19 protein-coding genes and 1 tRNA gene are annotated in these 20639 nt (G+C 65.3%); 10 read left to right on the top strand and 10 right to left on the bottom strand.

All coding sequences use genetic code 11. The features are described from left to right. Nucleotides 1-647: 647 nt before the first annotated feature. Both RFM41_RS07775 and RFM41_RS07770 read left to right on the top strand, forming a co-directional pair. Nucleotides 648-1529 (top strand): HpcH/HpaI aldolase/citrate lyase family protein, encoded by an 882-nt coding sequence (locus RFM41_RS07775; protein ID WP_320247758.1) that lies wholly within the window; start codon nt 648-650, stop codon nt 1527-1529. Between the two features lie 78 nt (nt 1530-1607). Next, nucleotides 1608-1814, top strand: a complete 207-nt coding sequence (locus tag RFM41_RS07770) for a DUF1737 domain-containing protein (RefSeq protein ID WP_320247759.1) — start codon at nt 1608-1610, stop codon at nt 1812-1814. A gap of 172 nt (nt 1815-1986) precedes the next feature. Here RFM41_RS07770 and RFM41_RS07765 read toward each other — a convergent pair whose 3' ends face one another. Further along, on the bottom strand, nt 1987-2424 hold the full coding sequence (locus RFM41_RS07765; RefSeq protein ID WP_320247760.1) for a metallopeptidase family protein: 438 nt from the start codon (nt 2422-2424) through the stop codon (nt 1987-1989). Between the two features lie 183 nt (nt 2425-2607). Between RFM41_RS07765 and RFM41_RS07760 the strand changes: the two genes are divergently transcribed. From RFM41_RS07760 to RFM41_RS07750, 3 genes are read left to right on the top strand one after another with little or no spacing between them, the layout of a single operon-like run. After that, a complete protein-coding gene (locus RFM41_RS07760) occupies nt 2608-3600 on the top strand; it encodes an ImuA family protein (RefSeq protein WP_320247761.1) in 993 nt (330 codons plus the stop codon). Next, entirely contained in the window at nt 3533-5032 is a 1500-nt protein-coding gene (locus RFM41_RS07755; RefSeq protein ID WP_320248084.1) for a DUF6504 family protein, read from the top strand. The genes RFM41_RS07760 and RFM41_RS07755 overlap by 68 nt, the downstream gene beginning before the upstream one ends. Then, a complete protein-coding gene (locus tag RFM41_RS07750) occupies nt 5029-8367 on the top strand; it encodes an error-prone DNA polymerase (protein WP_320247762.1) in 3339 nt (1112 codons plus the stop codon). The genes RFM41_RS07755 and RFM41_RS07750 overlap by 4 nt, the downstream gene beginning before the upstream one ends. A gap of 114 nt (nt 8368-8481) precedes the next feature. On the opposite strand, the gene RFM41_RS07745 is transcribed toward RFM41_RS07750, so the two are convergent. The 4 genes from RFM41_RS07745 to RFM41_RS07730 form a co-directional block, all read right to left on the bottom strand. Further along, complete coding sequence (locus RFM41_RS07745; protein ID WP_320247763.1) at nt 8482-8727, bottom strand: Trm112 family protein; 246 nt, start codon at nt 8725-8727, stop codon at nt 8482-8484. Between the two features lie 233 nt (nt 8728-8960). Next, nucleotides 8961-9632, bottom strand: coding sequence for an LON peptidase substrate-binding domain-containing protein (locus tag RFM41_RS07740; protein WP_320247764.1), 672 nt, complete (start codon nt 9630-9632; stop codon nt 8961-8963). Nucleotides 9633-10153: 521 nt separating this feature from the next. Further along, entirely contained in the window at nt 10154-11146 is a 993-nt protein-coding gene (gene trxA, locus RFM41_RS07735) for a thioredoxin (RefSeq protein WP_320247765.1), read from the bottom strand. Nucleotides 11147-11283: 137 nt separating this feature from the next. Further along, nucleotides 11284-11778, bottom strand: coding sequence for a prolyl-tRNA synthetase associated domain-containing protein (locus RFM41_RS07730; RefSeq protein WP_320247766.1), 495 nt, complete (start codon nt 11776-11778; stop codon nt 11284-11286). Between the two features lie 261 nt (nt 11779-12039). Here RFM41_RS07730 and RFM41_RS07725 point away from each other — a divergent pair. The 3 genes from RFM41_RS07725 (at nt 12040) to RFM41_RS07715 (ending at nt 13510) form a co-directional block, all read left to right on the top strand. Next, nucleotides 12040-12114: transfer RNA gene (locus tag RFM41_RS07725), tRNA-Gly, on the top strand. Nucleotides 12115-12615: 501 nt separating this feature from the next. After that, the gene (locus tag RFM41_RS07720) at nt 12616-12900 is read left to right on the top strand and encodes a hypothetical protein (protein WP_320319258.1); all 285 of its coding nucleotides are present in this window, start codon (nt 12616-12618) and stop codon (nt 12898-12900) included. Between the two features lie 226 nt (nt 12901-13126). After that, on the top strand, nt 13127-13510 hold the full coding sequence (locus RFM41_RS07715) for a hypothetical protein (RefSeq protein ID WP_320247768.1): 384 nt from the start codon (nt 13127-13129) through the stop codon (nt 13508-13510). Between the two features lie 304 nt (nt 13511-13814). On the opposite strand, the gene RFM41_RS07710 is transcribed toward RFM41_RS07715, so the two are convergent. Then, the gene (locus RFM41_RS07710) at nt 13815-14111 is read right to left on the bottom strand and encodes an adenylate cyclase (RefSeq protein ID WP_320247769.1); all 297 of its coding nucleotides are present in this window, start codon (nt 14109-14111) and stop codon (nt 13815-13817) included. Between the two features lie 169 nt (nt 14112-14280). Then, nucleotides 14281-14721 carry an Lrp/AsnC family transcriptional regulator gene (locus RFM41_RS07705; protein WP_041000507.1) on the bottom strand — a complete coding sequence of 147 codons (441 nt, stop codon included), beginning with the start codon at nt 14719-14721 and terminating at the stop codon, nt 14281-14283. A gap of 131 nt (nt 14722-14852) precedes the next feature. Between RFM41_RS07705 and rocF the strand changes: the two genes are divergently transcribed. Both rocF and ocd read left to right on the top strand, forming a co-directional pair. Then, on the top strand, nt 14853-15785 hold the full coding sequence (gene rocF / locus RFM41_RS07700) for an arginase (RefSeq protein ID WP_320247770.1): 933 nt from the start codon (nt 14853-14855) through the stop codon (nt 15783-15785). A gap of 2 nt (nt 15786-15787) precedes the next feature. Then, a complete protein-coding gene (gene ocd / locus RFM41_RS07695) occupies nt 15788-16846 on the top strand; it encodes an ornithine cyclodeaminase (RefSeq protein WP_320247771.1) in 1059 nt (352 codons plus the stop codon). Nucleotides 16847-17019: 173 nt separating this feature from the next. Here ocd and RFM41_RS07690 read toward each other — a convergent pair whose 3' ends face one another. The 3 genes from RFM41_RS07690 to RFM41_RS07680 form a co-directional block, all read right to left on the bottom strand. Next, on the bottom strand, nt 17020-18018 hold the full coding sequence (locus tag RFM41_RS07690) for a LacI family DNA-binding transcriptional regulator (protein ID WP_320247772.1): 999 nt from the start codon (nt 18016-18018) through the stop codon (nt 17020-17022). 78 nt (nt 18019-18096) lie between these two features. Further along, entirely contained in the window at nt 18097-19113 is a 1017-nt protein-coding gene (locus tag RFM41_RS07685) for an ABC transporter permease (RefSeq protein WP_320247773.1), read from the bottom strand. Further along, complete coding sequence (locus RFM41_RS07680) at nt 19110-20612, bottom strand: sugar ABC transporter ATP-binding protein (RefSeq protein WP_320247774.1); 1503 nt, start codon at nt 20610-20612, stop codon at nt 19110-19112. Before RFM41_RS07680 ends, RFM41_RS07685 begins: the two co-directional genes overlap by 4 nt. Nucleotides 20613-20639: the final 27 nt, after the last annotated feature.

The following is a 20639-nucleotide window of genomic DNA, read 5'->3' as shown; positions in this document are numbered from 1 at the left end:
TTTTCGGTCCGGAGCTGCATCGGGACAAGGTGGTGAAGCGACAAAGGGCTTGGGCATTTGCGCATGCCTGTGCGAAGCCCATGGCAGGGTCGGCAAAGAGCGTCATCGCCGGACTCTCCTCGGCGCGTGTCCGCCCCCACCGTCTGGCGCGACCTCGGGGCGAAAAGCAGGATGCGCGCCTGATGGCATGGCCTTTGCGGCTCGACGAGCCACCAGCCGTCATTGCGGAGCCGGCGCGGCAGGGACCAGCGGTATATGTGAGGGGTTCGCATGGCGGCCTTCTCGCCAACGGGCGCGGTAAGGGCGCGGCGGATTGGAGGAGGTTTTCCGCAAGGATTTGCAGTTTTCGTGCAGGGGCAATCTCCCCTTGAGACATGATAATCGCACAGGGCGCTCCCCCTCTCCGTCTCGGCTTCGCCGAGCCACCTCTCCCCCGCCTTTGGCGGGGGCGAGGAACCTAACCTTGCAAAGGCCGCGCCCTTGACGGTTGGCGTTTCCTCGCCCCCATGAAATGGGGGAGAGGTGGCTCGGCGCGCAGCGCCGAGACGGAGAGGGGGTCAGCGCTGCCTTATGCGATTGTGATGCCCTCTTTGAGGACGATTCCTTCGCGCCTTGCCTCATCCCGCTTCACCCGGCATAGATCGGCCATGGCTCAAGAACCCTACAGCCCGCGCCGCTCGGTGCTTTACATCCCGGCCTCGAACGACAAGGCGCTCGCCAAGATCGGCTCGCTTGCCTGCGACGCCGTCATCATCGATCTCGAGGACGCCGTCCTGCCCGCTGACAAAAAGGCCGCGCGCGACAAGATTGCCGGCATCCTGGCTACGCGCCCCGAGCGGCGCTGCGAGATGGTGGTGCGCATCAATCCTTTGGCCAGCGAATGGGGCGCCGACGATCTTCTGGCAGTGGCCAAGGCCGAGCCCGACGGCATTCTCCTGCCCAAGATCGGCACGCCGCGCGACATCCTCGAAGCCGGCGACCTGCTCGACGACAATTTCGCGCCGGACAGCGTGAAACTATGGGCGATGGTCGAGACGCCCAGGGCGCTGCTCAACATCGGCGCCATTGCCGAGCTTGGTCGCGATCCTGCGTCGCGCCTGGCTTGTTTCGTGGCCGGAACGAACGACCTGGTGAAGGCGACCGGCATCCTGGCGACGCCCGACCGGCGCTATCTGATGCCCTGGCTGATGCAGCTGGTGCTCGCGACGCGGGCCGGCGGCCTCGACGTGATCGACGGTGTCGCCAATGATTTTCGCGACCTTAACGGCTTTGCCCGCGAATGCGGGGAAGCAGCAGCCATGGGTTTCGACGGCAAGTCGCTGATCCATCCTGCCCAGATCGAGCCGGCGAACCGCGCCTTCTCGCCGTCGGCGGAAGCGCTCGCCAGGGCCCACGCGATCAGGGATGCGTTCGCGCGGCCCGAAAATGCCGGCAAGGGCGTGATTGCGCTGGACGGCAAGATGGTCGAGCGGCTGCATCTGGCGGAAGCCGAGAAACTTCTGGCGAAGGCCGCGTTCATCGGCGCATGATGCGCCGGGCGGGTTTTTCAGGCCCGGCTTTCCGCCAACAGATTAGGCACGACAGGTTAGGCACGACAGGATCGATCCATGAAACTCTACCGCTTCCTCACCGGCCCGGACGACGCCACCTTCTGCCACAAGGTGACGGCGGCGCTGAACAAGGGCTGGCACCTGTTCGGCTCGCCGACCTATGCCTATGACAAGAAGACCAAGTCGATGCGCTGCGGCCAGGCCGTGGTGAAGGATGTCGAGGGCCAGGACTACACGCCGGACACCAAGCTGAGCGATTGGTAGCTAGCCAATCTCCCCCCAAGAGGGGGAGATGCCCGGCAGGGCAGAGGGGGGCGCGAAGGAACGAGGCGTCCGCCGCTGTGCTACGTGCGCTTTTACCCGGCGCCACTTGAGTCACCGGAAGCGCAGAAAGCGCCGCCAGATGGCCGCCGGAGTAGAATTTCCAAACAGTCTCTTAGCCCGGCGCCACTTGCTCGGCGGCTTCCTCGATCCGCTCCATGTCGTCGTCCGACAGGCCGAAATGGTGGCCGATTTCGTGGATCAGCACATGGGTGACGATATCGCCCAGCGTCTCCTCGTTCTCGGCCCAGTAGTCGAGGATGGCGCGGCGGTAGAGCGTGATGCGGTTCGGACCCTCGCCGGTCTGCGGGTTCCAGCGCTCGGCGATGCCGCGTCCCTCGAACAGGCCAAGCAGGTCGAAGGGGGTCTCCAGCGACAGGTCGTCCATGATCTCGTCGGTCGGGAACTCGGCGATCTGGATGATGATCTCGCCGGTGAGCTGGCGGAACTCGTCCGGCAGATGGGCATAGCTCTCCAGCGCCAGAAGCTCCATCTCGTCCATCGATGGCGAGAGCTGGTCGTGCCAGGTGCGTGTCTTATAGATACGGGCCATGAAATGTCCTTTGATCCCGGCATATAGGCTTTCGCGCCGATAGAGGCAAATGAGCCAGCTGGCGGACTTCCCCGAGGGTAAAGAGTGAAGGAATAAATTCCTTGTGACTCCGCTTGACTCTTCCGAAGCCCTCTGGAATCTATAAGAACATAACAGGAACAATTGCTGCCGGAAGTGAACGTCATGGCGATGAGCGCCGTGGCGCGGGACACTGTTTTTGCCCTGCGCCGCCAGATCGCGAAGATCGAAGGAACGCTGCCCGAGCGCCTTGAAGCGCCGGCGCCCGGCGCACCTATCAATGCCAGCGGATCGGACATGACACTTGTCCGGCGTGGCCTCGCCGTGGCCTCGGCGGACGCCTTCCTGCATACCGGCATCGATCGCCTCGACACCGCCCTTGGCGGCGGCCTGCCCAAGGCGGCGCTCAGCGAAATCCACGGCCTGGAGACCCGCGATGCCGGCGGCGTCGCCGGCTTTGCGCTCTCGCTCGTAAGCCTGATCCTCAAGGAGAAGCAGGGCCTGCCGGTCCTGTGGGTCGGCACGGCGGAAATTTTCCACGAGGCCGGCCTTCCCTATGCAAGGGGTCTTCACGCCCTGTTCGGCATCGAGCCGGAGCAATTGCTGTTTTCCGAAGCGCCGAAGCTGCTCGATGCGCTGTGGATCGCCGAGGAGGCCGCCCGCATGACCGCCTTCGCCGCCGTCATCCTCGAGATCCGCGGCAGCCCGCGGCTTCTCGACCTCACCGCCACGCGCCGGCTCCATGCTCGCGCCCGGAACGCCGGCCGTCCGCTGCTTTTGCTGCGTCAGGCCGGCGCGGCCGACCCCACCGCAGCACCGGTGCGCCTCATCGTTTCGGCAGCACCGGCGGCCAGCCGCGAAACCGTCGCCGGACCGCTCGCCGGCTCGATCGGCCGCCCCGCCTTCAAAGTCGATATCGGCAAGAGCCGCACGGCCCTGCCCGGACAATTCACACTGGAGTGGAACCCGAATGAGCACGCTTTTGCAGAAAGAACAGAGAATTCTGTCGCTGTGGTTCCCGCATCTCAGCGCGGAGCGGATCCTGCGCCAGCGTCTGGGGCGGTCCTGGCGTTCCCGGCCCTCGCATCACCTGCCGCTGGTCATCAGCCATCGCGACAACAACACCCAGCGCATCGCAGCCCTCGACGAGCGGGCTGAGGCGCTGAAGCTGAGGCGCGGCATGGGCATTGCCGATGCCCGCGCCATGCACCCTTCGATCGATGTGGTGGAGGCCGACCCGGAGGCCGACCGCCGCCTGCTCGAAGGCCTTGCCGACTGGTGCGACCGCTACACGCCGCTGGTGGCGATCGACGCCGAGGATGGGCTGTTCCTCGACGTCACCGGCTGCACGCATCTCTTCGGCGGCGAGCGCGCCATGCAGGACGAGATCCTCACCCGCTTCTTCCAGCAGGGCTTCGATGTCCGCGCCGGTCTCGCTTCCACGCCGGGCGCCGCCTGGGCGGCGGCGCGCTTCCATGGCGACCGCATCGTGGCCGGCGGCGAGGAGGAGGCGCTTCTGGCGCCGCTGCCCTTGTCGGCGCTGCGCATCGAGCCGGAGACCCGTACCGGCCTGGAAAGCGTCGGCCTGCGCACCGCCGGCGCGGTGATGGCCGCACCGCGTGCGCCACTCGCCCGCCGTTTCGGCGCCACCTTGCTTTTGCGTCTCGACCAGGCGCTCGGCCGCCTCGACGAAGCCGTGTCGCCACGCCTCCCCGTCGCGCCGCTCTCGGTCGAGCGCCACCTTGCCGAGCCGGTCATGCTCACCGACGACATCGAGCGGCTGGTGAGCCGGCTGGCCATCGCCTTGAAGACCGACCTCGAACGCCGCGGCGAGGGCGCGCGGACGCTGGCGCTGCTTCTCTTCCGCGTCGACGGCGCCGTCAGCCGCATCGCCGTCGGCACCTCGCGTCCGATGCGCGAGCCGCGGCTGATCCAAAGGCTGTTCCATGAGCGGCTGACCGCGATGGAGCAGAGCATCGACGCCGGCTTCGGCTTCGACCTCGTGCGGCTGTCCGTGCTGTCGGTCGCCGCTTTCGACATGGTTCAGACAGATCTTACCGGCGAGGCTGCCGACGATGATGCCGACATAGCCCTGTTCGCCGACCGCGTCCGCGCCCGCCTCGGCGAGGCAGCCGTGCTGAAGCCGGTTGTCGTCGAAAGCCATCTGCCGGAACGCGCCGTCAAGACGGTGCCCTTCGCCGAAGCGCCGCAAAGACGCGCCGCGGCGACCGGCCGGGCGGTGGCGCCCCGAACAGCACCGCCGATGACCATCTATCCGCCGGAGCGGCCGGTGCGCCTGTTCCGCTCGCCCGAGCCGATCGAGGTGCCGGCGACCGAGATCCCGGAAGGACCGCCGATGAATTTCCGCTGGCGCCGCGCGCTTTACCGCGTCGCCCGCGCCGAGGGGCCGGAACGCATCGCCGCCGAATGGTGGCGGCAATTGCCCGGCGAGGAAGAGGCGCCGACCCGCGACTATTACCGCATCGAGGACAGCGAGGGACGCCGCTACTGGCTCTACCGCCAGGGTCTTTACAGCAGCGCGCCGCAGGCCGCGCCGCCGCGCTGGTTCATGCATGGGGTGTTCGCATGAACGCACTGACCGTCATCCCCTATGCCGAGTTCGGCATAAGCTCGAATTTCTCCTTCCTGCGCGGCGCCTCCAAGCCGGAGGAGCTGGTGGTGACGGCGAAGTTCTACGGCTTTGCCTCGATCGGCCTTGCCGACAGGAACACCGTGGCCGGCGTCGTGCGCGCCTGGCAACAGGCCAAGGTGGAGAAGATGGCCTATCACCCGGGCTGCCGCCTGGTGTTCGGCGACGGCACGCCCGACATCCTCGCCTACCCCCGCGACCGCCAGGGCTGGGGGCATCTCTGCCGCATGCTGACCCAGGCCAATCTGCGCGACGAGAACGAGAAGGGCGCGACGCTGCTCGACTTGAGCGATCTGCTCGAATGGGGCGATCGGATGTCGTTGGCGATCCTGCCCGATCTGTCAGCCCGTGTGGAAGACAATCTGGAGATCATTAGCCGGCTCAGTGGTCGCTTTGGCGCGGCGCTCCGGCTGGCCGTGGCGCCGGATTATGGCGGCAATGACCGCTTCCGCATCGAGCAGGCGGCGGCGATGGCCGATCATGCGCGCCTCCCGCTGATGGCGACCAACGACGTGCTCTACCACGCCGCCGAGCGCCGACCGCTGCAGGATGTGCTGACCGCGATCCGCCTCAACACGCCGGTTTCCGAAGTCGGGCTGGAATTGGCGGCGAATGCCGAGCGCCATCTGAAACCGCCTTTGGAGATGGCGCGCCTGTTCCGCCGCCACCCTGAAGCGCTGGCCGAGACGCTGCGTTTCGCCGACGAGCTCACCTTCTCGCTCAGCGACCTCGAATACAATTATCCGGATGAGCCGACCGAATCCGGGCTCGAGCCGCAGGCCGAGCTCGAGCGTTTGGCGCGCGAAGGCGCGGCGGTCCGTTACCCGGCTGGCGTTCCCGCTCATGTTGTGCAGCGAATCGAGGAAGAACTCGCCCTGATCGAGCGCCTGAATTACGCGCGCTATTTCCTGACCGTCCACGACATCGTGAAATTCGCTCGCAGCAAGGACATCCTTTGCCAGGGGCGCGGCTCCGCCGCCAATTCGGTCATCTGCTTCTGCATCGGCATCACCGAAGTCGGCCCCGACCGGATCGATGCGCTGTTCGAGCGCTTCATCTCCGAGGAGCGCAATGAGCCGCCCGATATCGACGTCGATTTCGAGCATGAAAGGCGCGACGAGGTCATCGCCTATATCTACGAGAAATACAGCGCCAAGCGCACCGCCTTGGCCGCCGCCGTCATCAGCTATCGCGGCCGCTCCGCCCTGCGCGAGGTGGCCAAGGCCATGGGCCTGTCGGAAGATGTCCGCAGCGCGCTGTCCAGCACCATCTGGGGCTGGTCGACCTCCGAGCTCGGCGAAAGGGAAGCCAATGCCGGCGGCCTCGACCGCACCGATCCGCTGTCCAGGCAGGTGCTGGAACGCGCCAACGAGATCATGGGCTTTCCCCGGCACCTTTCCCAGCATGTCGGCGGCTTCGTCATCACCCGCGACCGGCTCGACGAGGTCGTGCCCATCGTCAAGACGGCGATGGAGGAGCGCAAGATGGTCGAGTGGGACAAGGACGATCTCGACGCGGTGAAGATCCTCAAGGTCGACGTGCTGGCGCTTGGCATGCTGACCTGCCTGAAGCGCGCCCTGACCCTGCTCACCGATCATTATCCGGAAGCGCGGGATCGGTTTGGACGACCCTACGTGCTCGCCACCCTCCCGGAAGAGGACAGGCGCGTTTACGCCATGATCAAGCGGGCCGACACGCTCGGCGTCTTCCAGATCGAGTCGCGCGCGCAGATGTCGATGCTGCCGCGGCTCAGGCCCGAGAATTTCTACGACCTCGTCATCGAGGTGGCGATCGTGCGTCCCGGCCCGATCCAGGGCGACATGGTGCATCCCTATCTCCGCCGCCGGCAGAAGAAGGAGGAGGTGAATTACCCCAGCCCGGAGCTGGAGAAGATCCTCGGCAAGACGCTGGGCGTGCCGCTGTTCCAGGAACAGGCGATGAAGATCGCCATCGTCGCCGGCGGCTTCCGGCCGGGCGAGGCCGACGAGCTGCGCCGCGCCATGGCGACCTTCAAGCGCACCGGCACGATCGGCAATTACCGCCAGCGCATGATCGACGGCATGGTCGGCAATGGCTACGAGAAGGAGTTCGCCGAGCGTTGCTTCAAGCAGATCGAAGGCTTTGGCGAATATGGCTTTCCCGAAAGCCACGCCGCCTCCTTCGCGCTCTTGGTCTACGCCTCCTGCTGGTTCAAGACCTTCTTTCCCGACGTGTTCTGCGCCGCGATCCTCAACGCCCAGCCGATGGGTTTCTACCAGCCGGCCCAGCTCGTGCGCGACGCGCGCGACCATGGCGTGGAGGTGCGCGAGGTCGACATCAACCATTCCGTCTGGGACTGCACGCTGGAAGAATCCGCCTTCGATCCGTCACGCATCCTCGAGCGCCATGCCTCGATGCGCGGCGTGATCCGGACGGGGCATGCGGTGCGGCTCGGCTTCCGCCAGATCAAGGGCCTGTCCGAAGAGCGCATGGATTTAGTCGCCGCACAGCGCGGTTCCGGCTATTCGAGCGTGCGAGATGTCTGGCTGCGCTCCGGCCTCGATGTCGGCGAGATCGAAAGACTGGCTGAGGCCGACGCCTTCCGCTCGATCGGCCTCGACCGCCGCGCAGCGCTCTGGGAGGTGCGGGCGCTCGACGGCAAGAGTGCTGCCGAGAAACTGCCGCTGTTCGACCAGCCTTCGCTCGGCCTGCGCGAGCTGGAGCCGGAAACGAAACTGCCGAAGATGCCGCTCGGCGAGCATGTCGTCCACGACTACCGTTCGCTCGGCCTGTCGCTGAAGGAGCATCCCGTCGCCTTCCTGCGCGAAAGGCTGGATCGCGCCGGCATCACCCCCAATGCCAGCCTGCCGTCAGTGCGCGACGGCCGCCGCGTCTCCGTCGCCGGCCTCGTTCTGGTGCGCCAGCGTCCCGGCAAGGGCAATGCCATCTTCCTCACGCTGGAGGACGAAAAATCGATCGCCAACGTCATCATCTGGCCGCGCGTCTTCGACCGCTTCCGCTCGGTGGTCATGGGCGCCCGCTTCATCCGCGTCACCGGCAAGCTGCAGCATGAATCGGACGTCATCCACATCGTCGCCGACCGGATCGAGGATTTGACCTCCTGGCTGAGCGTGCTGCTGGAGTCCGCCAATCGACCGGTCATCGAGCATGATCCCGTTGAACGGCCGGTTGGATCGGAGCCCGCCGCAAGCCGTGGCCTGCCGGTCCGGCAGGACGTCGAGGCCCTGTCGGGTGCCGCACAACAGGTCATGCCGAAAGGGCGCAATTTTCAGTAGCACGACTCGAGGAAGCATAGGTCCGACTGGGTGTGTGCCGTGACGATGCGCAACTTTGATGTCGGCGGGACAGCGCCAACCTATGTCGCGCTGCACCTATGAGCGCAAGCGCGCTTACGAAGGCCCGCCGAGCCGCGGCGGCGGTGGCGCCAGCATGTCCTCGGCCGAGATCGTACGCGCCTCCGAGGGCAGCATGATCGGGATGCCGTCGCGCACCGGATAGGCGAGCTTTGCCACGCGCGAGACCAGCTCGCTGCGCTCGGGGTCCCAGGTCAGCGGCCCCTTGGTCAGCGGGCAGGCCAGCAATTCCAGCAGCTTCGGATCGACTTCGGCCTTTCGAGCGTCACGTCCGTCCGCCATCGCACTTATCCCTTGTCCACTGCACGGCTTAAGTGTGTTGAGATTCAGGTCAGGCCGAGTCGAGAGCGGTGGCTTCCGAGAACCGGAGCGTACTTAACGTACGTGGGCACCGGCCTACGCCGACCGTAGCCCTAATCTAGCTGTCGCGCCACCCACGAGTGCTTCGGCCGGCGAAGGCCGGAAGCGCAGGAAGCCGCCCTTCGCAGGCCGGACTCACCTGAATATCAATACACTTATTGAAGGCTGGACCCAAACTCATCATCCTCGCGCGCCAGCGTCATCTCGGTGATGGCGATCAGCGTCTCGGCGCGTGTCTTCAGGTCCGGCGCTTCCAGCAGCGCCTGTTTCTCGGCCGGTCCGTAAGGCGCCATCATCGACAGCGCGTTGACCAGCATGCCGTTTTCGGCGCGGCTGACGCTTTCCCAGTCGGCCTCGAGGTCGTTGGCCTGCAGATAGGCGCGAAACGCCTTGAGCAGCGCCGGCCGGTCGACCTCGGCGCCGGCCGGGTCTTCCTCGAGATCGGCGAGAAACGGCATGATCTTGCACTGCCGGAACGGCGCCTTTGCCGCGAGTTCCTGCACGATGCGGAACCGGCACACGCCCTGCAGCGAGATCAAATAGCGGCCGTCGCCCGTCTCGGCGAGTGAGATGATGCGCCCGGCGCAACCGACACTGCACAGCTCCGGCTCGCCGTCATCGCGCAAGGCGCCGTCGAGGCTCGGCTGGATCATGCCGATCAGCCGCGAGCCGGCCATCGCCTGGTCGATCATCTGTAGGTAGCGCGGCTCGAAGATGTTGAGCGGCATGCGGCCGCCGGGCAGGAGCAGCGCCCCGGCAAGCGGAAACACCGGGATTGCCGACGGCAGATCCTTGGCCAGCCGGTAGAGTGCGTTACCGACGCGCACCGCAACCCTCCCAATAAAACGCCGGCAAGCGCATCACCCTGCAGTCTCCTCTCGCACCGGCAACTCGACTTCGATCGGCGGCGAACCGCCAGCCTGCCCTTATCTGGCGCTGACAATCCTTCGCTCAACCCTGCCGGCGGCGACAGCCGGCAAAAAATTCCGGACAATTCCAGGAACCGGTGGTTTCCGTCCGGAATTGCGCAAAGCAAACCTAGGCAATTCCGGGAAAAGTGTGAAACGGTTTTCTGTCCGGAATTGCGTCGGAACAAATACCAAGGCGGTTCGGCGAATCTGTGAGACGCCGAAACCGCGCCAGGGTGTGTTGAGATTGAGATCAGGCCGAGCCGAAAATGGTGGCGTTCGAGAACCGGAGCGGAGCGGACATTCGGGTCCGTGAGCACCGGCCTACGCCGGCCGTAGCCTTAACTGCACGGCAATTCTTCAGTGCTTCGGCCGGCGAAGGCCGGAAGCGCAGAAAACCATCATTTGCAGGCCGGCATCACCTGAATATCAACACACGCCTACGAGAACAGCAGCGACGAGAGCTTGCGGCGTGCCGCAAGCGTCGCCTCGTCGGTCATTCCCCAGGCCTCGAACAGCTTCAACAGCTGCGCCCTGGCCCCGTCCTCGTTCCAGGTCCGGTCGGCCTTGACGATCGCCAGCAGGTTGTCGGCGGCCGCGTTGCGCTCGCCGCGCGCATTCTGGATCATCGCCAGGTCGAAGCGCGCCTGATGGTCGGCCGGGTTGGCAGCGAGCCGGCGTTCGAACTCGGCCGGGTTGCCGAGCGCGGCCGCTTCCGCCGCCAGCGTCATCTTGGCGCGCAGCGCAGCGAGCGCCGGCGCGTCCTTCTTGTCCTCGGGCGCCCGGGCCAGAACGGCTTCGGCGCCTTCCGCGTCACCGGCATCGAACAGGATCTCGCCAAGCCCCGCGATCGCCTCGAGCGTCTCCGGCGCCTGCTCGAGGATCGCGTCATAGATGTCGGCCGCGGTCTGCACGTCGCCGGCCGTGCGCGCCTCGGCCGCCGCGGCAAGCGCGTCGGCGATCTGCGGCGCACCGCCGCCCTTGCCGCCGACCTTTTGGATGAACTGATCGATCTGGCTCTCAGGAATCGCGCCCATGAAGCCGTCGACAGGCTGGCCGTCCTTGAAGGCGATGACCGCGGGGATCGACTGGATGCCGAGCTGGCCAGCGATCGAAGGATGATCGTCGATGTTCATCTTGACCAGCTTGACCTTGCCGCCAGCGGCCTGCACCGCCTTTTCGAGCTGCGGCGTCAGCTGCTTGCAGGGCCCGCACCACGGCGCCCAGAAGTCGACCAGCACCGGCTGGCGGCGCGATTCCTGGATGACGTCGGCGGCGAAGGCGGCTGTTGTCGTGTCCTTGATCAGGTCGGCCGCCGCCGGCGCGTCGCCCAGCGAAACCTTGGGGCGGTCGCCGCCGCCATATTGCACCGTCTGGGCGTACTGGCCGCCATTGCCGCCAAACGCGCCGCTATACGGATTGTTGTCGCTCATCGTGTCGCCCTTTCGGTCGCGCTCTCAGGCGTCGGCGCCCGGCGCGTCATTGTCGGATTTAAAAACCGCCTTCCATGTGGCGATCAGCCCCTGAGTTTCAAGATAAGGGGGCTTTCAAGGTAATCTGAGTTTCAAGGTCATGAGACTTTCAGGATAACAGGATCGTGGCCGGTTGCCTTGACGAATCTGATCAGGTCGCCGGCGGCGATCGAGGTCGTCGCCTCATTGGTCAGCGGGTGGCCGTTGATGATGTCGTGGCCCATCAACGCCTCGTCGAGAACAACCTTCACCCTCCCTTCCGTGTCGTTGATCAGCCCGAAGACGGTGACCGCGCCGGGGATGACGCCGAGCAGCTCCATCAACATCTCCGGCTTGCCGAACGACACCCGGCTGGCGGCGCCGATCAGGTGGTGGATCTGCTTCAGGTCGACCACGGCGTCCTCGCCGACGGTGACGAGGAAATAATTGTCCTTCTTGTCCTTGAGGAACAGGTTCTTGGTGTGGCCACCGGGAATGTCGCCGCGCAGGCCTTGCGAATCGGCGACCGTGAACAGCGGCGGGTGCCTGACCGTCGAGACGGAAATGCCGAGATCGGCAAGAAATGCGTTGAGCTCGGCTTCGGTCTTCGGCATCGGTCCTCGCGCGATCGAACAGGGGTCATGCCGTTTACGGCCAACGGTGCCATCGGGGCAAGGCCGCCGGAGCAATTCCCGCAAAGGCGGATGCGGCCTTGCGCGCGGATTCGCGACCGCTCCGGTTTCGCGCCGCTTCGATGCTTTCGAGGCGAACGTCGCCACGGGAAGAAATTCGCTCCAAAAAGACCGTCATTTCCCTGTTGCAATCGCCGCGCTCTTCGGCCATATAGGCGCGGCTTGCGGCCCGAGGCCGCGCGAGCGGGTGTAGCTCAGGGGTAGAGCACAACCTTGCCAAGGTTGGGGTCGGGCGTTCGAATCGCCTCACCCGCTCCAGTTTCCTCACCGAGGATCAAGCAAACGAAAAGCCGCGGACCTCCGCGGCTTTTTCGCTTTTCGGCTCAGGCCCCACAGAGTCCCAGAGCAGCGCCTGACCGTCGCCTCGAGCTGTTTTGCGCCTTCGGCCACGACTCTCCCGAGAAGGGATCAAGCACAAGGGCCGCGCGATCTTTCCCTGGTATGTAGCGTTCGCCATCCGAAAAATATCCGTCGCCCGTCAGACTTGGGTCGCATACCGAGGGGACTGTAGAGCCTCTTTTACCGTGCGCCCGACAACTATATGCTGCGTGAAAGCGCTGGAATTAATCCGGCCGGGCAGTCTCGCGGGAGCGCATTCCCGCGGTCGTTACGTTGGGGCATAGCTGGAGCAATTCCAGGAAAAGCGTGAGCGGTTAAACCGGCGCTTCGCGGTAACCTTCCGTTCGGAATTGCGTCAGAAAAAGCTGGAACAAAACGGCCATGAGGTTCACAGCCTTACAGGATCCGTGCGGCCAATGGATGGTTTTTGATCTGCGATCCGGTTACCCGGCGCAGATACCGGACATGATGCTGCTCGGCCTCACGCGCGAGGAAGCGGAAGAGCTCGCCGGTCAGGCGAATGAGCTCCTCTCGACGCCGCGGCCGGCCACGCTTTCTCGATATTTCAGCCTTTTATCGATATTTTACTGGCCGCCGCCAGAACAATCGGACTCCATTCCAACCTCCATGCATGGCATGGAAGCGGGCAGCGGTTCCAGCACATGGTCAAAGCCAAGACTTAGGGTGGTCCAGCGGTCTCCGTGAAACGGTGAAACGCTCTGCCAGCGGTGCATGCGCCATCCAGCGCTCGATCACATCGGATAACGTTTGCGTTCCACCTCCATTTGAACGCCTGGAGTGGTCTCTATATGTCGTTTTAGGGCCGAGAACCGCCGGCGGTGAATGGCCTGCACCGCGACACGACGCGACCGGACGGCCCGTTTCGGAAAAAGCGGCTTTACCGCTTCCTCCATCACGAGGAGATGTCATCATGCGTTCTTTCATCCCAAAGATCATCGCGGCCGCCTCGATCTTCGCGGCCATACCGCTTTCGAGCGCCTATGCCGTGCACCGCCACCATAGGGCTCAGGTCGACACCATGACCACGGCGTCGGTGCCGGCGGACCCGGAAGCGAGAGCCGCGACGGAGCAGTTGCTTGGTGTGAAACAAGGTATCCTTACGGCCAGGCAGACCGGCAAGATCACGCAGGATCAGGCCCGCGACCTGATGCGGCAGGCGGATGCCATCCGGCCCACCGGAGGCCGTTCGGCGATCGGGCAGATCAACGAGCTGGACCAGCGGCTTCAGAATGCCACCGGCCAGGGGACCTACATAGGCAGCGGTGGGGACGGCGGCTACTATCCGAACGGCTGACGAGCATGCGTTCCTGGTAAAGCGGCGCCGGTGTGGTCGAGCCTTCTCTGGCCTCCACACCGGTGCTGCCATTGCCATCAGAGCAAGATCCCAAACCGAAGGTCAGCGAACGCAAAAAGTGGGAACCGGTTTTCGGAAAAGATCATGCTTCAACAACGAGTTAGAGCAGAATGACGATTCAACGAAACGTCATCCTGCTCCAGGTCGCAGCGGCTATAAGGCCGGCACCTGTCACATTGAGCTACGCTCCTAGGCGGTCTTCGCTATCTCCGCCATGCGCGACCGGTCGCCTGATGCCCGGCGCCTAATGGTTGTGGGACTGCTGGAACCCGGCCACGTCATATTGCGACACGCTCTTCGGGTTCTTCGAACTCTGCGGCTGGTTGCCCGCGTAATGCGTTCCCGCGTTGCCGTCCGGGTTGAAGGCCGAACCCGGAGCGGAGGCGGCGTGGCCCGGCGTGACACTCCCTGTCTGGGGCGTGCCGATGGTTTGGCTCGGCTGGCCTGTCGTGCCGGTTGCTGTGTGAACGTTGGTGGCCAAGGCCATGCTGGTGGAGGCTATGAACAAGCTGGCTGCTATCGGTGTGAGGAGATGTTTCATGGTGTTCTCCTAAAAGCATTGGATTTCAGGAGGGCGCTCGGGTCTTTGGAGCACCCGGCGAGTCGGACATCATGGGCCGCTAACGCTTTCGGACTGTCATTCGTCCCGAGTCTCACGCAACCGTGATGGGCAAGCGGGGCCTGCCGGCAAGCCTGGACCGATCGCGCGGCTACGCCAGCCGCGCCCGCGTCGTCCGCGGCGTCGCCAGCAGCAGGCTCGTCTCGCTGCCCGTTATGCCGGGGATCAGCCGGATGCGGCGCAGCACCGCGTCGAAATCCGTCAGCGTGGCGGTACCGAGCTCGACCACAAGGTCCCAGCGGCCATTGGTGGTGTGGATGGTAGAAACCTCGGCGAGGCCGCCGAGCGCCTTGACGACGCGGTCGGCGGCGTGGCCCTCGATCTCGATCATCATGACGCCGCGAATCTTCTGGTCGACCGCGTCGGCACGCAGCACCACCGTGTAGCCGATGATCTCGCCGGATTTTTCCAGCCGCTCCATGCGCGCCCTGACCGTGGCGCGCGAGACGCCGAGATCGACGGCAAGATCGGAGACGCTGCGCCGCGCATCATGCCTGAGCAGCGTGACCAGCCTTTCGTCGAGCGCATCCATGATTGCTCACCTTGGTGATGTCGGATGAGCAAAATGATAAATCATCCTTCTCGAAATGCCAATTTCGCCTGTTCAAACCGCCAGCGACTGATGATCCAATCCGGCCAATCAATCGCGAGGACCAAAGAATCATGCGCTGCAGGATCGTCGGCGCGCCGGTGCAGGACGGCGCGGGCAGGATGGGATGCGAGATGGGGCCGAGCGCGCTGCGCACGGCGGGCCTCGTCTCGGTGCTGGCCGGACTCGGTCATGAGGTCGAGGACTGGGGCACGGTCGAGAAGGCCGCGGCGCGCCCGGTGGTGCACGGCAACCTGGCGCTGAAGGCACTGCCGGAGATTTCCGCCTGGACGGCGGCGATCGCCGAGACCGCCTACGCCGCTTCCAGGGATGCCATGCCGATCTTCCTCGGGGGCGACCATTCGATCTCCGCCGGCACGGTGTCCGGCGTGGCGCGCCGCGCGGCCGAGCGCGGCCGGCCGCTCTTCGTGCTGTGGCTCGACGCGCATCCCGATTTCCACACGCTCGACACCACCACCAGCGGCAATCTGCACGGCGTGCCGCTGGCCTATGCCAGCGGGCAGACCGGCTTCAAAGGCTATTTCCCGGATCTGCCGCAAGCGGTCGACCCGGCCCGCATCTGCGCGATCGGCCTGCGCAGCGTCGATCCCGCCGAGCGCCGCGCGCTCACTGAAGCCGGCGTCACCGTGCACGACATGCGCGCCATCGACGAGCACGGCATCGCGCCCTTGCTGCGCGCCTTCCTGGCCCGTGTCGAGGAGGAGAACGGCTTGCTGCATGTCAGCCTCGACGTCGATTTCCTCGACCCCTCGATCGCGCCGGCCGTCGGCACCACCGTGCCCGGCGGCGCCACTTTTCGCGAAGCGCATCTGGTGATGGAGATGCTGTCCGACTCGGGCCTCGTCTCCAGCCTCGACCTGGTCGAATTGAACCCGTTCCTCGACGAGCGCGGCCGCACCGCCACTTTGATGGTCGACCTCACCGCCAGCCTGATGGGCCGCCGCATCATGGACCGCCCGACCCGCAGCCACTCCGGAAGCCTCTGATCATGACCCAGCCCTCGCGCCTTGCCATCGTCCCCTTCGTCAGCGTCGACCGTATGATGAAGCTGGTGCTCGCCATCGGCGTCGAGCGCTTCCTGACCGAGCTCGCCGGCTACATCGAGGAGGATTTCCGACGCTGGGAGCTGTTCGACAAGACGCCGCGCATCGCCTCGCACAGCCATGACGGCGTCATCGAGCTGATGCCGACCAGCGACGGCAAGATGTATGGCTTCAAATATGTCAACGGCCACCCGAAGAACATGCGCGAGGGCCGCCAGACGGTCACCGCCTTCGGCGTGCTCGCCGATGTCGGCTCCGGCTATCCGATGCTGCTGACCGAGATGACGATCCTGACGGCGCTGCGCACGGCGGCCACTTCCGCCGTCGCCGCCAAATATCTCGCCCCCAAAGGCTCGCACGCCATGGCGATCATCGGCAATGGCGCCCAGTCCGAGTTCCAGGCCATCGCCTTCAAGGCGCTCCTCGGCATAGACCGGCTGCGGCTCTACGACATCGACCGTTCGGCCTCCGAGAAATGCGCGCGCAACCTCGCCGGCAAAGGTTTTGACATCACCATCTGCGCGACCGGGCAGGATGCCGTGGAAGGCGTCGACATCATCACCACGGTGACGGCCGACAAGCAATACGCCACCATCCTCACCGACAACATGGTCGGCTCCGGCGTCCACATCAACGCCGTCGGTGGCGACTGCCCGGGCAAGACCGAGCTCCACCGCGACATCCTTTTGCGCTCCGACATCTTCGTCGAGTTCCCGCCGCAGACGCGCATTGAAGGCGAGATCCAGCAGCTCGACGCCGATCACCCGGTGACCGAGCTGTGGCAGGTCATGACCGGGAAGGCCGAGGGCCGCAAGTCGGCCAAGCAGATCACGCTGTTCGATTCCGTCGGCTTCGCCACGGAGGATTTTTCCGCGCTGCGCTATGTCCGCGACCAGCTCCAGGCCACCGGCCTCTATGAGGAGCTCGACCTGCTCGCCGACCCCGACGAGCCGCGCGACCTGTTCGGCATGCTGGAGCGGGCGGCCATTCAGCCGGCGGCGTGAGGGGATGAGCGCGTAATCTCCCCCCTTGAGGGGGAGATGGCCGGCAGGCCAGAGGGGGTCGGTCCGACTGGGCTCGGCTTGCTTCTGCAGATGGAGGTTGGCGCTTCACGCGCAGCGACCCCCTCTGTCGCCTTCGGCGACATCTCCCCCTCAAGGGGGGAGATAACGCGCCACTACCGCCGCGCCGCGCAGCTTTCCCTTTCCACCAGCACCGGCGCCAGCACCTCGCGGCGCGACGGCGCTGCCGGCTCGCCCAGCCTCTCCAGCAACAGGCTCACCGCCCGCGTGCCGATCTGTTCGACCGGCTGCGCGATCGTCGTCAGCGGCGGCCAGGTGGTGACGGCATAGGGGATGTCGTCGAAGCCGACCATCGAGATATCGTCGGGAACCCGCAAGCCGCGCGACCGCAGCGCGGTGACCGCGCCCATCGCCATCAGATCGTTGCAGGCGAACACCGCCGTGATCTCAGGCGCCTGTGCCATGAGCTGGTCCATCGCCAGGCGGCCGCCGGCGAAATGATAGTCGGAATCGACGATCGAGGAGGCCGGCAGCTCGAGACCTGCTTCGCCAAGCGCCCGCACGAAACCTCGCAGGCGGGCGGGGCTGGAGCTGGAATCGCGCGGACCGCCGATGACGCCGATCATCTTATGCCCGAGCCCGGCCAGATACCGACCGGCGAGGTAGCCGCCATGGACGTGGTCGACCAGCACCGAATCGACATTGACCGACTGGATCTCGCGGTCGAGCAGCACCGCCGGCACGCTGGGCAGGAGGCGGGCGAAGACCCGCGCATGGTCGGACGAGCCGGCGAAGATCAGCCCGTCGATCTGCTTGGCCATCAGCACCGAGAGATAGCGCTCCTCCTTCTCGGCATTGCCGTCGGAGTTGCACAGGATCACCGTGTAGCCGGAGACGAAGCCGGCATCCTCGATCTGCCGCGCGACGCTGGCGAAGAACGGGTTGGAATTGTCGGGGAGCAGGAGGCCGATGGTCTTGGTCTCGCCGCGCCGCAGACTCCGCGCCACCGAGTTCGGGCTGTAACGCAGCGCCGCGATCGCGGCGCGCACGCGCTCGGCCGTTTCCGGCTCGACATGGCGCGTATGGTTCATCACATGCGAGACCGTTGCGACGGACACCCCCGCATGGCGCGCGACATCGGCAATTGTCGTCATGGCCCTTGGTCCCTGGCCCTCACATTTTCCTATGCAATTCCGGACGGAAAACCGCTGCGCGCTTTTCCTGGAACCGCTTCAGCGAATCTTCCGCAACAGCCTCTCCCGGTACGCGTCTAGGATGACCGCGAGCACGATGACAAGGCCGATCACAATGGGTTTGAAATTGTCGCCGACGCCGAGCAGCTGCAATCCGGTGGAGAGCACCTGCAGGATGCAGGCGCCGACCAGCGTGCCGATGATCGAGCCCTTGCCGCCGCTGAGGCTGGTGCCGCCGATGATGACGGCGGCGATCGCGTTGAGCTCGTAGCCGACGCCGGCGATCGGACTGCCGATGTTGAGGCGCAAGAGATAGACCATGGCCGCGATGCCGGCCGTGAGCCCGCTGATGGTGAAGGCGGCGACCTTGTAGAAGTCCGGATTGTGGCCTGACAGCCGCACCGCCTCGTCATTGGTGCCGACGGCGAAGATCATGCGGCCGAAGACGGTGAAGCGCAGCACGAACCAGCCGGCCGCGATCACCAGCACCGCGACCAGGAAGATCGACGGCAGGAAGCCGCCGATGATGAGGTTGCCGAAATCCACAAAACTCTGCGGCAGGCCGGTGATGGTGGAATTGTCGCTGACGACGCGGGCGGCGCCCGCCGCCATGTTGAGCATGCCGAGCGTGACGATGAAGGAAGGGATCTTCCAGCGCGTCGAGATCCAGCCGTTGAGGAAGCCGCACACCGCGCCCGTCGCCATGCAGGCCAGGAGCGCCAGCGTGATTGCCGCGGCCGGCGACAGGTCTTCGTCGATCATGACGGTGGCGCCGACCACGGTGCACAGCGCCAGCACCGAGCCGACCGAAAGGTCGATGCCGCCGGTCAGGATGACGAAGGTCATGCCGGCCGCCAGCACCGTGTTGATGGCGATCTGCACGAAGATCTTCAGCGCGTTGTCGGGAGTGGCGAAATAGGGCGCCGTGGCCGAGAAGAACAAGGTGATCAGCACCAGCGCCAGCAGCACGCCGGCGTCGCGGATCAGGAAGCGCAGGAATTTCGCCCGGCCGGGGGAAACAGGCGCCGACACCAGCGGTTCGGACGTCTCGGTCATGGTCGCACATACTCCTGATAGGCGAGCGACAGGATGCGCTCCTGGTCGAATTCGGCGCGCGGCACCTCGCCGACGACCCTGTTCCTGGAAAAGACGATGATGCGGTGGCACATGCCCATCAGCTCGGGCAGGTCGGACGAGACCATGATGATGCCCTTCTGCTGCGCCGCCAGCATCCACAGCAGCTGGTAGATCTCGCGCCGCGCGCCGATATCGACGCCGCGCGTCGGCTCGTCGAGGATCAGCGTCGAGGTGCCGCGGAACAGCCACTTAGCCAGCACCACCTTCTGCTGGTTGCCGCCGGAAAGGTTGCGCACTGCCTGCTCGATCGAGCTTGCCTTGACGCGCAGTTGGCCGACGAGATCGTTGGCCGCCGCGGCCTCGGCCCGGCGGTTGAGCAGGCCGTTGCGCGAGACTTTGCTCAGATCGGTGATGGTGATGTTCTTGTCGACGGCCAGGTCGAGCAGCAGGCCCTGACCTTTGCGGTCCTCGGTAAGCAGGCTCAAGCCATGCCGCACCGCGTCCTTGGGGGCGGCGATCGCCACCGGCTTGCCGTCGATCTCGATCACGCCGTCAAGCTTGGGATCGGCGCCGAACAGCACCCGCATCGCTTCGGTGCGGCCGCTGCCGACCAGGCCCGCGACGCCGAGGATCTCGCCGTGACGCACGTCGAAGGAAATGGCGGGCGTCGCGGCGTTGCGCTTCAGATTGGCGACGCTGAGCGCGACCTTGCCCGGCACGATCGTTGCGTCGAAGCTATATTCGTCGGCGATGTCGCGGCCGATCATCATGCGCACCAGGTCGGGCACGGTGAGGCCGTGGAGATCGCGCGTCGCGACCAGCCTGCCGTTGCGCAGCACGGTAACGCGCTCGCCGATCTCGAACACCTCATGCAGCCGGTGCGAGATGTAGATGACGGTGACACCCCGGGCTTTCAGCCGCTTGATGATGGAAAACAACCGTTCGATCTCCGGCGGCGTCAGCGTCGCCGTCGGCTCGTCCAGCACAAGAAGCTTCGAGTCGTAGCTCAGCGCCTTGGCGATTTCGACCAGCTGCATCTGTGCGACGCCGAGCGCCTCGACCCGCGTTCTCGGATCGACATCGAGGCCGACCTCCTTCAGCAACGTAACGGCGCGGCTGTTCAGCGCCTTGCGGTCGACGATGCCGAAGGCGCGTCGCGGCAGGTTTTCCAGCATCAGATTCTCGGCGATGCTGAGATAGGGCAGAAGGTTGAGCTCCTGGTGCACGATGCGGATGCCGCTCTGCTGCGCGTCATGCGGCGACTTCGGCTGGTAGGCCGCGCCGTTGAAGGCGATGGTGCCGGTGTCCGGTTCGTAGATGCCGGCAAGGAGCTTGATCAGCGTCGACTTGCCGGCGCCGTTCTCGCCCAGCACGATATGGGTTTCGCCGCGCGCGATCGATAGCGAGACGTCGCTCAGCGCCACGACGCCCGGAAAGACCTTTCCGACCCCTTCAAGGGAGAGAATCACATCGTTCATGCAGCAATCCTGAATGGCGTTCTTCCG

It is taken from the genome of Mesorhizobium vachelliae (assembly GCF_033977325.1).
GTDB lineage: Bacteria > Pseudomonadota > Alphaproteobacteria > Rhizobiales > Rhizobiaceae > Mesorhizobium > Mesorhizobium vachelliae.
This window is presented reverse-complemented; position numbering and strand designations above follow the sequence as displayed.

What these genes read in the sequence shown, in the direction of transcription:
- RFM41_RS07730 (WP_320247766.1), bottom strand. Translation starts at nt 11,778, where the DNA reads ATGCCGAAGACCGAAGCCGAGCTCAACGCATTTCTTGCCGATCTCGGC.
- RFM41_RS07705 (WP_041000507.1), bottom strand. Translation starts at nt 14,721, where the DNA reads ATGGATGCGCTCGACGAAAGGCTGGTCACGCTGCTCAGGCATGATGCG.
- RFM41_RS07770 (WP_320247759.1), top strand. Translation starts at nt 1,608, where the DNA reads ATGAAACTCTACCGCTTCCTCACCGGCCCGGACGACGCCACCTTCTGC.
- RFM41_RS07690 (WP_320247772.1), bottom strand. Translation starts at nt 18,018, where the DNA reads ATGACGACAATTGCCGATGTCGCGCGCCATGCGGGGGTGTCCGTCGCA.
- RFM41_RS07720 (WP_320319258.1), top strand. Translation starts at nt 12,616, where the DNA reads ATGGTTTTTGATCTGCGATCCGGTTACCCGGCGCAGATACCGGACATG.
- RFM41_RS07760 (WP_320247761.1), top strand. Translation starts at nt 2,608, where the DNA reads ATGGCGATGAGCGCCGTGGCGCGGGACACTGTTTTTGCCCTGCGCCGC.
- RFM41_RS07750 (WP_320247762.1), top strand. Translation starts at nt 5,029, where the DNA reads ATGAACGCACTGACCGTCATCCCCTATGCCGAGTTCGGCATAAGCTCG.
- RFM41_RS07685 (WP_320247773.1), bottom strand. Translation starts at nt 19,113, where the DNA reads ATGACCGAGACGTCCGAACCGCTGGTGTCGGCGCCTGTTTCCCCCGGC.
- ocd (WP_320247771.1), top strand. Translation starts at nt 15,788, where the DNA reads ATGACCCAGCCCTCGCGCCTTGCCATCGTCCCCTTCGTCAGCGTCGAC.
- rocF (WP_320247770.1), top strand. Translation starts at nt 14,853, where the DNA reads ATGCGCTGCAGGATCGTCGGCGCGCCGGTGCAGGACGGCGCGGGCAGG.
- RFM41_RS07765 (WP_320247760.1), bottom strand. Translation starts at nt 2,424, where the DNA reads ATGGCCCGTATCTATAAGACACGCACCTGGCACGACCAGCTCTCGCCA.
- trxA (WP_320247765.1), bottom strand. Translation starts at nt 11,146, where the DNA reads ATGAGCGACAACAATCCGTATAGCGGCGCGTTTGGCGGCAATGGCGGC.
- RFM41_RS07715 (WP_320247768.1), top strand. Translation starts at nt 13,127, where the DNA reads ATGCGTTCTTTCATCCCAAAGATCATCGCGGCCGCCTCGATCTTCGCG.
- RFM41_RS07775 (WP_320247758.1), top strand. Translation starts at nt 648, where the DNA reads ATGGCTCAAGAACCCTACAGCCCGCGCCGCTCGGTGCTTTACATCCCG.
- RFM41_RS07680 (WP_320247774.1), bottom strand. Translation starts at nt 20,612, where the DNA reads ATGAACGATGTGATTCTCTCCCTTGAAGGGGTCGGAAAGGTCTTTCCG.
- RFM41_RS07745 (WP_320247763.1), bottom strand. Translation starts at nt 8,727, where the DNA reads ATGGCGGACGGACGTGACGCTCGAAAGGCCGAAGTCGATCCGAAGCTG.
- RFM41_RS07710 (WP_320247769.1), bottom strand. Translation starts at nt 14,111, where the DNA reads ATGAAACATCTCCTCACACCGATAGCAGCCAGCTTGTTCATAGCCTCC.